This is a genomic window from Bradyrhizobium sp. ORS 375, from assembly GCF_000239775.1.
Lineage (GTDB): Bacteria > Pseudomonadota > Alphaproteobacteria > Rhizobiales > Xanthobacteraceae > Bradyrhizobium.
This window is the reverse complement of the sequence record NZ_CAFI01000139.1, coordinates 1-13,948: the sequence shown is the minus strand read 5'-3', so window position 1 is coordinate 13,948 and position 13,948 is coordinate 1. Positions and strand designations below refer to the sequence as shown.

Genomic DNA, 13,948 nt, shown 5'->3' with positions numbered 1-13,948 from the left:
ATGACGCCCGGCCTGGTGCGCGCCGGCCCTCTCTGCCTGGCTGGCCTTCTGCTCGCATGGACCGCCCTGGCGCTACCGGCGTTCTGGCGATCGGCGGATGCCGAGCGGATTGCGGCGCAGATCGTCGGCGGCCGCAGCTTCCAGCCTGACGTTGCCGCGCAAGCTCTGGCAGGGGTCGAGCGCGGCGCCGTTGCCGGAATCTGTCAGCCGGCGGCGCTCCGGGCCAAGGCGATTCTGCAACTTTATCTCTATGAGGACGCAGCCTCGGCGCAACGGCAAGAGGCTGACAGCGCGTTGTCGGCCTTGCGCGACGATCTGCGCGCGGCGCTGCGCTGCATCCCGACCGATGCCTATCTCTGGCTGGTGCTGTTCTCGATGGAGAGCCGCGGCGGCATTCAACCCGGCCAACTCGACTATCTCCGGCTGTCCTACGCAAATGCGCCGAACGAGGGCTGGGTCGCGCTGAAGCGCAACCCGATCGCGCTGGGCAGCTTCACCGCGCTGGACGCCGGGCTTGCGCGGCTGGCAGTGAATGAATTCGCGCAGATCGTGCGGAATGGTCTTTACGACGAGGCGGCGGCGATCTACGCCGCGATCGGGCCGGAGGCGCGGATTGCGCTGCTCGTCCGCTTGATCGATGTCCCGCAATTCCATCGCGAGCGGCTGTCGCGGGCGCTCGATGCGGTGATGCCGGGCGTCCCGATTCCCGGCGTGGACCGAAGCGACGATCAGCCATGGAAGCGGTAGACGCGGCGCGGCCAGCCGCGGTCCTGGCCGTCGCGCATCAGTTTGCGCTCGGCTTCGGCGGCGTGCCCGAAAGCATCCTGCTGCTCGCGCGCGAGCTTCGCGCGGATGGGGTGACGCTGGATGTTCTGAGCAGGGATGGCTTCGTTGCCGATGCGGGCCGCCTGTCATCGCTGCCGCCGCGCGGCGCCCCGGCGGCGCCCGACCCGGAGCCCAGACTCGATCTGACGCGCTATTCCGCTGTGTTCATCGCGGGTGCTTGGAATCCTGTGGCGCTGACCATCGCGGCCCGCGCGCGCCGCCAAGGCCTGCGTGTGATCTATAGCCCGAAGGGCAATCTGGCTCGGGCCGAGTTCAAGCGGCCGCGCGATCTGAAGAAGTTCCCCTATCTTGCCACGGCTGAATTGACGCTGATGGGGCTGGCCCACCGGATCATCTATTCGTCGAATCTCGAATACCGGAACTCGCTGCTGTCGTCGTTCTTCGCGACGAAGTCGACCGTCATTCCCGAACCGTTTCTGGGGCCACCGCTTACGGCGGGACGACCGCCGGGGAGCGGCAGCGTGCGCTTCGGCTTCATGGCGGAGATCGCCCCGCGCAAGGGCCTGGCCGAACTGGTCGAGGCATTCGTAACCTGGGTCCGGCGTGATACCCCCGATGCGGAGCTTCACATTGCCGGCGAACCCCGGCCGGCGTCGGAACGGTATCTGGAGCGGATTCGCCGGGCGAGCGAGGCGGAAACGCGCAGCGGCCGGATCGTCTGGCGCGGTCCGCTCCGGGGAGAGGCCCGGAACCACTTCTATGACGAGCTTGATTTTTTCGTCTGTCCGACCCGGTTCGAATCGTTTGGCCTGACGCCGCTCGAGGCGTTATGGCATGGCACCCCTGTTATGGTTACCAAAAAGCTGGGAGTGTTAGAGTTTATATCGGACGCGAATTGTATGTTAAGCTTGGGGACTGGGAGCCCGGCAGAGATTCTGGCCGGGTTGAAGCTGGCGATGAGGGGCCGGGATGCGTATGTTACCGCAGCGAGTGGATGGCGATCTCGCCCCTGTGCGCGCCTATCGGGGCGCGACCTCGCCGCAGCATTCCGCCAAGAATTCGGCTTCTGAGCGTTCGGTTTCGGAGCGGAGCTTCCGCTCGTCAGGCTCGGTCGTCGAGGCGTTCCCCGAGCCGACCACGGTCGCCATCGTCATCGTCAATTACTTCAAGGCCGACCGGCTGCTGGAGTGCGTGCGCAGCCTGGCGCGCCAGTCCGGCGCGCACAAGACCACCCTTGCGGTGGTCGAGAACTCGGCCGACGCGGACGAGCATCGCAGGCTTGCTACCGCAGCCGCCGAGCATGATTTCGTCCTGGTCAATCCCGGCGCCAATCTCGGCTACACCAAGGGCTGCAACCTCGGCGTCCAGTCGCTGACGCACACCGATTTCGTCGTGCTCTGCAATCCCGACATTATCTGGGACGAGCCCGATACGATCGATCGGCTGATCGACATCGCCGCCTCCGATCCATCGATCGGCGTGCTCGCACCGGTCCAGGTCAGCGATGATGGCGCCCTGGTCGAAACCGCGCGCAAATTCCCGACGCTGTTGCACCAGATCAAGCGGCGGCTTTGGCCCCAGCACGGCAGCGAAATCCATCTGATCGATCCGCTGGCCGAGGGCAGGACCGATCTCATCGACGTCGATTGGCTGCAATCGTCCTGCGCCCTGATCCGCCGCTCGCTCTGGGACCAGCTCGGCGGCCTCGATCAGCGCTATTTCCTGTTCATGTCGGACGTCGAGCTCGGACGTGCCACATGGAACGCCGGCCTGCGGGTCTGCCTGACCTCGTCGGTTCGCGTCAGGGCCGATGGCAAGCGCGCCAGCGCAGGCGGCTTCCGCGCGCTGCTGACCAGCCGGACGCAGCGCAGCCACCTGCTCGACGCGATCCGCTACTATCTCGCTAACGGTTTTCGCTCGGGCCGACGTGCGGAACTGCCGGGTTCGTCCTCATAGTCCGAGTGCCTGCGTCATCGGCCGCACCGGCGAGGCTCCGCGGCAAAGATCGGCACCGAAGGTTCAGCGCCCGCTGCGCAGCGGCCACTGCCCCGGCAGCTTGCGTGGAGGCGTGTTCGTGCCGCTCGATCCGCCGCGCGACAGCGACGGCATCGCCTCGGCGATCCACATCAGCGGAATGAACGCAGCCAGATTGCGCAGCGGCACGAGATACTCGTCGAGCGTCAGCTCGGGCTTCAGCACCAGGCTGATCACGGTGAAGGTCCCGAACATCACGGTGATCGGCGAGCCCAGGCGTTGGATCGCCCAGATCGCGCCGCGCATCAGCGCGACCAGGCTGGCCGCATAGACGAAGGCGCCGGCGAGCCCGAAATCGGTGACGCCGTCGGTCAGGATGGTGTTGGCCTCGTCGATCACCGGCAGGCCGAGCTTGGGATGAACCAGCGTCTCGACCATCTGGTAGGCGATGATCTGGTCCTTGTTCGGATCGAGCACCGAGGGAATGCACAGGCGCAGATAATATTCCAGCGCGTCGCCGTACAGCGGCCCCGAGCTGCCGACCGCCTCGATCAGATCGGAGAGATAGCCGAGCACGAAGGTGCGCTCGCGCACATTGTCGTAGAACAGCGTGCTGAAGCGCTCCTTCAGGCTTGACGACATCATGAACTCCAGCCCCAGCGAGAGCTGGTCCGGCAGCGAGGCGCCGTTGCCAAGCTCCCAGGTGGCGAGCCGCAGCGCGAAGAAATACGAGCTCGTGACATAGGCGAACACGCCGCCGACCGCGACCGCGGCCGCCTTCTGGCCGAGCGAGAGACGGCGCAATCCGCCGCCGAGCGCAAAGCCGATGGTCGCGACCAGCAGCACCAGCAGGATCGCCCGGCGGCCGGTCGGCACCACCGCAAGCGTGACCAGCATGACGACCACAGCGTAGAACAGCCGCGACAGCGGCTGCCGGGCGCGCACCGTCAGATAGCCCGCGACACCAGCCAGCGGCCCTTCGATCAGGCTTGCGGCGGCGCCGATCACCGAGACGCGGCCGGCCTCGTCGGTCTGAATGCCCATATAGCCGAGGTCGCCGAACACATAGCCGAGCACGATCAGGCCGAGGCCGCCGCAGGCCAGCAGAAGGGAGAACCAGCCGTCGGTGGTGGTGTCGGCGAGGCCGCCGCTGGTCGAGGCTTCCCAGCGGCCGACCAGCAGCAACAGGCCGCAGATCACGTGCACCAGCGCCAGCGCCGCGCAGATCGCCTCGATCGGGCGGTCCTTGGTCAGGATCGCGAATTCCTGCGCCGAGCCGGCGTTGAGATAGGTCGAGACCGAGCCGCCATCATAGGCGAGCAGCAGGGCGGTCGCGAGCAGCCACGAGATCCGCATCTGGTCGCGGCCGTCGATGCTGACATAGAGCACGACCAGCCCGATCGCCGCACCGACGAACGACGCTGCGGCGAATGCGACCTGGCTGGGCCACAAGAGCAGCGCGAAGCCGGCCAGGAGGATGACGGCGCCGAGACGGCCAATGGTCGCGGCCGGCATCATCGGCGGCTCTCCGCCGGATCGCCGCGCCCAGCCACGTCGGTCATGAATGCAGAGTAGGTGGCCGCTGCTGCCGCCGGCGAGAAATCCTGCGCATGATCGCGCGCGGCCTGCCGCTGCGCCGTCAGCCAGCCCCAGCGCGCGGCGATCAGCTGCGCCGCCTCATCGAGCTGGACAGGATCGATCAGCAGCGCGGCGGGACCGGCGATGCTGCGCATCGGCTCGCGATCCGAGGTCACGACGGGACAACCGCACGCCTGCGCCTCGATGATCGGCCAGCCGAATCCCTCGTCGAGCGACGGAAACAGCAACGCCTCGGCCTCGGTGTAGAGTGCTTCGATCAATGCGTCGTCCGCCTCGCTGATCACGATCAGGCTCTCGCGCGCCACCGGCACCGGATCCTGCAGGCTTGGCCCCACCGAGACCATCAGCGGGTCGCTCAGGCCGGCAATGGCGGTCCGGTGCAACAGCTCGAACAGCCGCAGCGCGCCCTGGCGGTTCTTGTACCAGAGATCGCTGCCGACATGCAGCAGAAACGCCCGTGATGGCGGGATGCCGGCCGCCGCAATCAGATCGCGCGCTCGCGCCGGTGTCATCGTGCCGAAGCCGATCACGGGATTGAAGATGACCTGTTGCGCGCCTTGCACCGGACCAATGAGGCGGACGAAATCGGTTCGCGTCGCCTCGGAGACGAAGGCCAGGTTACGGAGGCGGCGCAGGCTCAGGCGGATCAGGCGCTGCAGCCACGCATTGGTTCCGCCAAGCGTCTGGCCCGGCACCTCGCCGGCGAGCACCTTGATCGGAATGAGATCGTGGCAGGTCAGGCTGACGCGGTGGCCGGACAGCGCGAAGATGTAAGCCGCGTTCGAATGGTCGCAGATGTGGACCAGGTCATAGCCTGCCGCCAGCCGCCGCAGCTTCAGCGGAAACAGCACGAACTTGTCGATGAAGCCGAGCCATTTGCGCAGCGCGCGGCTGCGCAGCGTCTTCAGCGCCAGGCGCGGCTCCGGGGCGATCAGGTCGACGTGCCAGCCCTCCGCGCGCAGCGCGCCAGCCAGCCAGTCCGCATAGCGCAACATCGAATGTTGCCGGTCGGCCGCGTAGTTGCCGATCAGAAGGATCCGGTTGGGATGAGGCATGCTCGCGGTGGTCTGCGCCCTGGGGATTGGTGCCGGCTTTCTAGCCGAAAACGGCATCGCGCGGGGAATATGCGCCGGCGCGCTGTCCCCAAGTGCCGATTAAGGTAAAAGGGCGCGACCGCGCGACCGCCGCGGCGTTTTTGGCTACAAGCAGGCGGTGCAGCCGACCTCCGTCGTGGCGATCGAGATGAACTTGCTTTTTCAGGCGCAGCGCGGCCGCGAAGCCGGCCTCTTCCCCTGCCGGTCGTCATGGCGGGCCTAGCACGCCGCCTCGCCATCGGCCTGGTCGGGCAGGGGCTGTGGCGCCTCGCGATGGCGCTCAATCCGATCCTGCTGGTTCCGGTGCAGATCTCGCACTGGGGTCTCGACCTGTTCGGTCAATGGATCACGCTGACGGCGCTGGTGTCGTATCTGCCCTACCTCAATCTCGGCCTGGTCGCGACCGCGACCAACGATCTGATCATGGCGGTGGCGGCGGGCGACCGAGACCGCGCGCAGCGCAGCTTCCAGATGTCGTGCAATCTCGCGCTCGGGCTGCTGCCGCTCATCCTGATCGTCGTCGTCATCGCGCTCGCCGTGCTGCCATTGGCGCGCTGGTTCCATCTCGACGGCATCGGCGCCGGCGCGGTGGTGCTGGTGTTCGCCTTCGCCGCCGCCCAACTCTGCTTCGAGACGCTGCGCGGACTGATGGCCGCCGTGCTCTATGCCAATGGCCGCTATTGCGCGGCCTACAACATCGCGACCGCGATCAAGCTGGTCGAGCTGACTGCCGCCATCGGCGCCATCGCCGGATTCGGCGCGCAGCCGGTGCATATCGCGGGCCTGACCGCCACGACGGCGCTGATCGACCTCGTCGTGGTGACGGTGGTCGCGCGCAAGCTGGCGCCGTGGGCGCGCGTCGATTGGCGCCGGATCGATGTCGGCTGGCTGCGCGAGCAGCTGCGCCCCGCACTCGGCTTCAGTGCCTACAATCTCGCCACCCAGGGCGTGATGATCCAGGGACCACGGCTGGTGCTCGGCGCCCTTCTCGGCGGCTCGGCCGTCGCCGTCTACGCCGTCTACGCCACGGCGATGCGCCTCGTCGATCAGCTCTTCCTGACCGTCATGGCGCCCGCCGGCGTCGAGATCAGTCACGCCGCCGGCCGCAAGGATAGGACACAGCTGGTTCGTCTCGTCGCCTTCGTGGTGCAGCTGTCGCTGTTGGCCTTCGCCGCCGTTTCGCTGGCGCTGATGATTCTCGGTCCCGTCATCTTCGACTGGTGGACCCGGCACCAGGTCGCGTTCCATCATCAGCTGATGATTCTCTATCTGCTGATGTCCGGCGCGGGTCTGCCCGGACGCATTGCCGCGCAGGCGCTGATCAGCGTCAACGCGATGCGCAAGGTCGCCATCATCACGCTGGCCGCGGCAGCCCTCTCGATCGCGCTGGGGGCCGCGCTGGTCTCCGCGTCCGGCCTGTCCGGCGTGCTGATCGGCGGCATCGCCGGCGAGGCAGCGATCTCGATCCTGTTGTGGCGCGCGCTGCAGCGCTGGCTGGCGCTGCCGCTCCGCGACATCATGGTGGAGATGACCGACCTGGCGGGCTCCTTCACCCGGTTGCGGCGCCAGGCCGCGACCGTGCTCGGACGGCGGTGAGCGCGATGCCGGGTCCGTCCTTGCTGTATGTCGGCGACAACGGCGCGGGAACGACGTCGCGCGACCGCGCCGATGCGCTGGAGCAGATCGGGGCCGTCGTCACGCGATTGCCGCCGCCGGCGCTGTCGGGCCTCGCGGCCCGCATCGACTGGCAGCTGCGGGCGCGGCTGCAGATCGGGCCGGTCATCGCGCGGGCCAATGCCGAGTTGATCCGCGCCGCGGCCGAACGGACCTATGACGTGCTGTGGATCGACAAGGGCTGGATGATCCGTCCCGCGACCCTGGCGGCGATCCGGAGCCGCGTCGGCGCGGTCGTGCTGTTCAACAACGACAATCCCTGGGGCGAGCACGAGCGCGGCCTGTGGCGGCTGCATCTCGGCCTGGTGCCCCTGGTCGACGAGATCATGACGCCGAAATACAGCGTCGTGCGCAACTACGAGCGCGCCGGCGCGCGCCGCGTGTCGGTGGTCGATTTCGGCTTCGCGCCGGCGCGTCATTTCATGCCGGATCAGCCGTTGCCGATGCTGCATGACATCAGCTTCATCGGAACGGCGCTGAAGGACGGCGGCGGCATCCGTCCACATCGCACGGAATTGATGCTCGATCTGGCGAAACGCATGCCCGGACGCGTCAGCTTGTTCGGTCACGGCTGGAGCCGCGCGGTGCGCGGCCATGAGCAGCTGTTTCGCGTCATCGCCGACGGCGCCTGGGACGACGCCTATCGTCAGACCATCTGCGCCTCGCGCATCAGCGTCTCCTTCATCACCAAGGACAATTGGGAGGAGCTGTCGCATCGCGCCTTCGAGATCACCGCCTGCGGCGGCCTGCTGCTGGCCGAGCGCGCCTCGCGCCTCGAGCAGAGCTTTCGCGACGAGCACGAGGCGGTGTTCTTTACGGGTGTCGACGATCTCGCGGACAAGGCCGCACGGCTGCTCGCGGACGAGCCGTGCCGGGCGCGGATCGCGCAGGCCGGCTGGGTTCGCGCGCAATCGTCAGGCTATGACAACGCATCGCGGCTGGCGGAGGCGATCGGCCGAAGTCCGCTGCTGCGGTCGCTGTTTCCAGGTTCGAGCGCTGCCGCCCCGGGCGCCAAGGTCGAAGGATGAGATGCATGGACTCGACGGCGCAGCCGCCCGCCTCGGGCGAGGATCCCAATCAGTTCATGTACGAGCGCTACGTCTCGTCGGGCGGCTTCGGCGCCGCGCCGACGGATCAGGCCGATCTCGCGCCGCGGATGCCGATCATGCGCGATCTGGTGCGGCGGTTCTTTCCCGCCGACCGCGCCGCCGAGATTCTCGATCTCGGCTGTGGTAATGGCGTTCTGCTGCTGGCCGCGCAGCGCGAGGGCTATCGGAATCTGCGTGGCGTCGACGGTTCGGCGGAGCAGGTGGCGATTGCGCAGCGGCTCGGCATTGCCGGCGTGCGGCAGGGCGACCTGTTCGGCGAGCTGGCGCAAGCCACCTCTGACAGCCTCGACGTGCTCGTGACCTATGACGTCATCGAGCATCTGACCAAGCAGCAGCTGCTGCGCCTGGCGCAGGACGCGTTGCGTGTGCTGAAGCCGGGTGGCCGCTGGATCATTCACGCCCCCAATGCCGAATCGCCGTTCTTCGGCCGCATCCGCTACGGCGATTTCACCCACGAGCTCGCCTTCACGCGCCAATCGCTCGGCGCCGTGCTGCGGGCGGCCGGGTTCGCGAGCGTCGCCTGCGCCGAGGATATGCCGATCCCGCATGGGCTGAAGAGCGCGATTCGGCTCGTACTGTGGAAGCTCATTCGATCGATGCTGCGCTTCGTCATCGCGGTGGAGACAGGCGACATGGCCGACGGGATCTACAGCCAGAACCTGATTGCGGTGGCCGTAAAGCCCCGCTGATTCGCTGCAGGTGACGATCTCCGCTGACCTATCCGGCGTCAGAAGCTCTGACGGTAGTTATTGACCGACAGCAGCATCACGGCCGTCAGCAGGATGATCTTCAGGTCGAACAGGAACGACCAGTGATCGATGTAGAACAGGTCGTAGTCGATCCGCTTCTGCATCTTCTCCAGCGTGTCGGTTTCGCCGCGCAGCAGATTGACCTGCGCCCAGCCGGTGATCCCCGGCTTCATGTTGTGCCGGCGCGACAGCGGCGGAATGCGCTCCTCGAACATCCGGTTGTGCGCCAGCGCGTGCGGTCGGGGGCCCACGATCGACATCTCGCCGCGCAGGACGTTGATGAGCTGCGGCAGCTCGTCGATGCTGGTGCGCCGCAGCCAGCCGCCGAGCCAGGTGATGCGGGGATCGTCGCGCGTCGCCTGGCGGAAATCCTCAGGTGCTTCGCTGACGCGCATGGTGCGGAACTTCAGCACCGTGATCGCTTCATTGTTGAAGCCGTGGCGCACCTGCCGGAACAGCACCGGCCCGCGGTCGCCCAGCTTGATGAGCGCGGCGACCACGAGCAGCAGCGGCGACAGCGTGACGAGCAGAACCGATGCCACCACGATATCGAAGCCGCGCTTGAGCGCCTCGTCGACGGCCGAGAGCGGACGGCCCTGGACCTGAACCGCGGCGACGTCGCCGAACTCGACGACCTCGGAGGCCGCCAGCAGCCCGTCGAGCCCGGGCACCATGACATGAACGGCCACCGGCAGCTGCGACAGGTGATCGACGATGGTCGGCATGCGGCCGATCTGGTCGGCGCTGGGCAGCACGAAGATGTCGTCGGCGCCGGCGGTGCGGCAGGCCTCGATCAGCGCGCGGGCGCCGTCGGGCCGCTCGACCTGCGCCAGCGTGAACTGGGACACCGTGATCACGCCGTTGTCGCGCAGCCGCTGCGACAGCCCGCGCGACTGCCTGAGATCCCCGACGATGAACGCCCGGCGCAACGCCAGCTCGCCGCGCTCGAGCGCGCGTTGCTGGCGCGAGATCAGCACCCCGCGCAGGGCGAGGGCAGCCAGACAAACGGTGCCGAACTGCACGACGAATGCGCCGCGCGAATATTCGTCCGACACCTTGAGCAGGAACATGCCCGAGACCAGGAAAGCGAAGGCCAGGCTGGTCGCCCGGACCGCGTTCCAGAGCAGCCGCTGGTGGCGGAAGTTCTGCAGGTGGGTGAAGTCGCGCAGGCCGAGCGCCGCGCCACAATAGAGTGCGGCCAGCAGCACGGCGGCGCTCGTGTACTCGGTCGCGATCGGAAGCTCCGGCACGACGAGCCGGTGATAGAGCAGGCTGGTCAGATAAGCGACGGTCGAGACCGTGCCGAACTCGAGCGCAATGAACTTGCCGGCCGAGGTCGCGCTGAGCGACAGCTTGCCGCGACCTGTCGAGCCCGACGGCTGATCGCCGTCGCGCGGCGGTGGGAAACTGATGACTGCTGGCTCGGAGCCCTTCTCGTGCGCTCTGACCCGGGCATGTCCTTGCGAATGCAGCATGCCGCTCGCTTCCGCCATTAACAAATGATCGCGCCGATTAACATTCGGCATCTTAACGTGTTGTTGACCATAGACAACCCGAACAGCGGTACATCTCGAACAATTTCACGCGTAAGAGCGTGATGGTTCTGGCGCGACGAGGCGGTCCTGATGAATGTGTTACTGCGAATACTGCTGAATGCTGCCGTGATTGGCGGGCTCGCCGGTCTGTCCTCGGCGCCGGATACCGCTGTTGCGCAGACCTCGCCCAGTGTGCCGGGCAGCGGCTTTGGCGGGCGCCCGCAGGTCGGCGGAACCTACCAGCCGCGGCTGTCGCCGGATGTCGCCGTGACCGGCACCGGCGCCGAGGTTCAGCGCCACAAGGATTTTTCCGGCAAGCCCTGCCTGTCCGTGAGCGGCTCGGCGCGTCCCTTCGCCACCAATCCGAAGCTGTTCGATCACGTCGTCTACGCCGAGAATGGCTGCCCCAAGGCGATCAAGATTCAGGTCTGCTATCTGCAGGCCAGCGGCTGCGTGGCAATGGATGTCCCCGGCTACGGGCGCAAGGAAGCGGTGCTCGGCACGATGCCGTCACAGAAGGACTTCCGCTTCCAGTTCGTCGAGAAGTTCTGATTCGCTATTTGCGCCGGGGCAGCGCCTTCTCCACCGCGTCGGTCAAGGTGCGGATGTCGGCATCGGCAGCCTGGCCGGGGGCATAGCTGGCGACCGACTGCCCGACCGAAAAGGCGCGCACGAAGGCCGACCTGCTGGCGACCGATGGCGCCAGCGGCTCCTTGAATTGCCGGAGCTCGTCGACCAGTTGCCGGCCCTCGAGCGTGCGGCGGTCGATGCGATTCGGCACCAGCAGCACCTTCACCGGCTTGGAGCGCCGCCGGCGGACGGCGTTGATGATCGTCATCGTGTGGGCAGTGGCTTCGATGTCGAGCCCCGAGGCCGTGCAGGGGACGAGAATCAGATCGGCGAGTGCGATCGTGGCGCCCATCTCGCGTTCGGTCGGCGCCGTGTCCAGAACGAGCAGGTTGGCCTTGATCTGCCGAATCTCCCGCGCCCAGGCCGCCACGGGCATCTCGTCGAGGCCCATCTCGTAGACGGGCATCTCCAGATTTCCGAGCTCGGCCCAGTGGCAAGCGGAGCGCTGCGGGTCGACGTCGACCAGCGCAACGTTATGGCCACGGCGCCCGAGCTCGGCTGCGACGCAGATCGCCATGGTCGTCTTACCGACCCCACCCTTACGCTGGGCTACCGTGATTATCGTTGCCATCGATCTCAGGATTACACGTTATCAGATATGATTGATCAGTCCTACGGCGGTAGTTGCAAGTACATTGCAGCGCAGCAACTTAAGATGTCTCCGGCTATACATGCGGCGACATTGCGTCGCCTTAAGTATTAACGTGGAAAACTTGGGAACCTTTCGTGATTTCCCCAAACAACTGGCGAGTCCAGGGCTGACTTCCTGAGGGTTACCGCCATCACTACTGTGTTTCCCATTGGTATGAATGAAGATCCACTTAACCGAAGTATGACGCGCCTGGATATTTTCGTCGTTTTAGTTGCTGTTTCCTGAATTATCTCGCTTGACTCCGTTGCCTGCTCGTTTAACGTTCACTTAACAAAACGCGTAGGATCGCGCCATTTTCTCGGTGCGCTCCAGGGGCTGCTGATTTCGATGCGAATTCATCTGTTGAATCTGCGCGACCTGTCTGGCGTGCGTTTGAGCTTTTGTGTGGAAATTAACATTGGGGTCCTGGCATGACCGTTTCCTATTTGACCAAAACGGAGCTGAATGGTGACCTCACGGCGTCGGGGCACTTCGATCCGAGCGTGCAGGCGGCGCTGATTTCGTCGCTCGAATCGACCGGCGTCTACACGCCGGGAGCCGAAGACGGAAAGAAGGCGTGGGTCGAGAGTGGGGCCTACTCCGGTGGCTCCGTTCCGCCGATCGTTCAGATTCTCGAGGTCTCCAATTCGACCACGGTCCAGACCAGTTCGACACTCAAGGCGATCATCATGGACGATGCTGGTGGCAACCAGCTCTACGTGACTGATTCGCAGAACGCCCATAACGGCATCTTCATCGCCATGGGCACCGGCGCTGACAGCGTCAATCTGTTCGACAGTGGCAACGACACCGTCTATGGCGGCGCCGGCGCGGACGTGATCGGCGGCGGTGCCGGCAACAGCTATCTCTATGGCGGCGACGGCAACGACAGCATCTACGGCGGCAGCGGCTCGGACACGCTGGTCGGCGGCGCGGGCGACAACTTCCTGCAGGCCGGCACGGGTGCGCATCAACTGCTGCAGGCCGGCGGCTCCGGCAACAACACGCTGCGCGACGTCTCGTCGGGCACCAGCACCCTGGTGGCTGGCACCGGCAACGACACGCTGTGGGGCTACGGCAACGACACGCTGATCGGCGGCTCCGGCCACAGCGAGCTGCATGGTGGCAACAACTCGCTGGTGATCTCCGGCAGCGGCGCCGGCGGCTGGAACATTCTCGGTTCGGGCAGCACGCATTCGAGCGAGGCCAACGTACTTCAGGCCGGCGCTGGCGCCGACAGTCTGTATGGCGGTGGCGGCAACGACACGCTCTATGGCGGCTCGGGCAACAGCTTCCTGGTGGCGGGCACCGGCTCGCACCAGCTGCTCCAGGCCGGCAGCGGCAACATCTATCTCTACGACTCCGGTTCGACCGGTGCGCCGGGCACCGACACGCTCATTGGCGGGACCGGCAACGACACGATCATCGGCCAGCAGGGCGACTACTTCAAGGACACTGGCGCGGCAGGCTCGCACAACGAGTTCTGGGTCTATGGTGGCACGGGCGCGAGCTCGACCTTGCAGGGCGGTGCCGGCGACGACACCTTCCACATCGAGACCAAGGTCGGCAACGATACGATCATTGGCGGCGGTGGCACCGATGTCGCCGGCTTCAAGGACCGCGCCTTCTCGGACGTCCAGTCGCTGCATTACGACTCCGGCTCGGGCAGCTACAATCTGGTGTTCAACGACGGCCAGCAGATCAATCTTACTGGCGTGTCGGAGCTCTACTTCACCGACCAGGTGGTCAAGCTCTCCTAACTTTCTCCCAGATCATGACGGACAAACCCCGCTTCGGCGGGGTTTTTCTGTTATGGGGTAGCGCGGATTTACGCTGTCGCGTGACATCTGGAACCCGAAACTGGTCGTCTGTGCGCCTAACTGTTAATTTGCCTTGCCGCGGGAACCCGGTCCGGGCCGCGTCGGTGAACCCCAGGAGTGGATCAGTCTTTGTCGTCGACGCTCAAGCGCATGCTGAATGCCGGGTCTGGGCCGGGAACGGCCCATCGCATTGCTCGTCTCATCGCCGAAAAGCACTGGGAGGAGGTGCGGCTCGACATCGATCCGGAGGTCAAGCCCGACATCGTCGGCTCGATCACCGAGCTCGACGCCTCGTTCGCAGCCCAGTCGTTTGACGCGGTGTGGTCGTCCCATGTGCTCGAGCATCT

General features: G+C 66.1%; 13 protein-coding genes. 9 read left to right on the top strand and 4 right to left on the bottom strand.

The window, feature by feature from the left end:
- From BRAO375_RS35680 to BRAO375_RS12045, 3 genes are read left to right on the top strand one after another with little or no spacing between them, the layout of a single operon-like run.
- Nucleotides 1-747 (top strand): hypothetical protein, encoded by a 747-nt coding sequence (locus BRAO375_RS35680; protein ID WP_009027747.1) that lies wholly within the window; start codon nucleotides 1-3, stop codon nucleotides 745-747.
- Nucleotides 735-1,856, top strand: coding sequence for a glycosyltransferase family 4 protein (locus BRAO375_RS12050; protein ID WP_009027746.1), 1,122 nt, complete (start codon nucleotides 735-737; stop codon nucleotides 1,854-1,856). Before BRAO375_RS35680 ends, BRAO375_RS12050 begins: the two co-directional genes overlap by 13 nt.
- Nucleotides 1,798-2,742, top strand: coding sequence for a glycosyltransferase (locus BRAO375_RS12045; RefSeq protein WP_244423173.1), 945 nt, complete (start codon nucleotides 1,798-1,800; stop codon nucleotides 2,740-2,742). The genes BRAO375_RS12050 and BRAO375_RS12045 overlap by 59 nt, the downstream gene beginning before the upstream one ends.
- A gap of 63 nt (nucleotides 2,743-2,805) precedes the next feature.
- On the opposite strand, the gene BRAO375_RS12040 is transcribed toward BRAO375_RS12045, so the two are convergent.
- Together BRAO375_RS12040 and BRAO375_RS12035 are read right to left on the bottom strand one after the other, a co-directional pair.
- Nucleotides 2,806-4,278 (bottom strand): hypothetical protein, encoded by a 1,473-nt coding sequence (locus BRAO375_RS12040; protein WP_009027744.1) that lies wholly within the window; start codon nucleotides 4,276-4,278, stop codon nucleotides 2,806-2,808.
- Nucleotides 4,275-5,414 (bottom strand): glycosyltransferase, encoded by a 1,140-nt coding sequence (locus BRAO375_RS12035; protein WP_009027743.1) that lies wholly within the window; start codon nucleotides 5,412-5,414, stop codon nucleotides 4,275-4,277. Before BRAO375_RS12035 ends, BRAO375_RS12040 begins: the two co-directional genes overlap by 4 nt.
- A 249-nt stretch (nucleotides 5,415-5,663) precedes the next feature.
- Between BRAO375_RS12035 and BRAO375_RS12030 the strand changes: the two genes are divergently transcribed.
- The 3 genes from BRAO375_RS12030 to BRAO375_RS12020 are packed head-to-tail and all read left to right on the top strand — an operon-like array spanning nucleotide 5,664 to nucleotide 8,925.
- Nucleotides 5,664-7,049 (top strand): lipopolysaccharide biosynthesis protein, encoded by a 1,386-nt coding sequence (locus tag BRAO375_RS12030; protein ID WP_009027741.1) that lies wholly within the window; start codon nucleotides 5,664-5,666, stop codon nucleotides 7,047-7,049.
- A 5-nt stretch (nucleotides 7,050-7,054) separates the two neighbouring features.
- Entirely contained in the window at nucleotides 7,055-8,155 is a 1,101-nt protein-coding gene (locus BRAO375_RS12025) for a glycosyltransferase family protein (RefSeq protein ID WP_035640089.1), read from the top strand.
- 5 nt (nucleotides 8,156-8,160) lie between these two features.
- Nucleotides 8,161-8,925 carry a class I SAM-dependent methyltransferase gene (locus tag BRAO375_RS12020; RefSeq protein ID WP_009027739.1) on the top strand — a complete coding sequence of 255 codons (765 nt, stop codon included), beginning with the start codon at nucleotides 8,161-8,163 and terminating at the stop codon, nucleotides 8,923-8,925.
- A 38-nt stretch (nucleotides 8,926-8,963) separates the two neighbouring features.
- Here BRAO375_RS12020 and BRAO375_RS12015 read toward each other — a convergent pair whose 3' ends face one another.
- Nucleotides 8,964-10,478 carry an exopolysaccharide biosynthesis polyprenyl glycosylphosphotransferase gene (locus tag BRAO375_RS12015; protein ID WP_244423172.1) on the bottom strand — a complete coding sequence of 505 codons (1,515 nt, stop codon included), beginning with the start codon at nucleotides 10,476-10,478 and terminating at the stop codon, nucleotides 8,964-8,966.
- A gap of 132 nt (nucleotides 10,479-10,610) precedes the next feature.
- On the opposite strand from BRAO375_RS12015, the gene BRAO375_RS12010 reads away from it, so the two are divergent.
- Nucleotides 10,611-11,072, top strand: coding sequence for a hypothetical protein (locus tag BRAO375_RS12010; RefSeq protein ID WP_009027737.1), 462 nt, complete (start codon nucleotides 10,611-10,613; stop codon nucleotides 11,070-11,072).
- Nucleotides 11,073-11,076: 4 nt separating this feature from the next.
- Here the strand turns inward: BRAO375_RS12010 and BRAO375_RS12005 are convergent, their stop codons facing one another.
- Nucleotides 11,077-11,721, bottom strand: coding sequence for an AAA family ATPase (locus BRAO375_RS12005; RefSeq protein WP_035640088.1), 645 nt, complete (start codon nucleotides 11,719-11,721; stop codon nucleotides 11,077-11,079).
- A 491-nt stretch (nucleotides 11,722-12,212) separates the two neighbouring features.
- On the opposite strand from BRAO375_RS12005, the gene BRAO375_RS12000 reads away from it, so the two are divergent.
- A complete protein-coding gene (locus BRAO375_RS12000; RefSeq protein WP_009027735.1) occupies nucleotides 12,213-13,541 on the top strand; it encodes a calcium-binding protein in 1,329 nt (442 codons plus the stop codon).
- 189 nt (nucleotides 13,542-13,730) lie between these two features.
- Nucleotides 13,731-13,948: methyltransferase domain-containing protein (locus tag BRAO375_RS11995; protein WP_035640085.1), on the top strand; the 218-nt coding region annotated here is incomplete at its 3' end.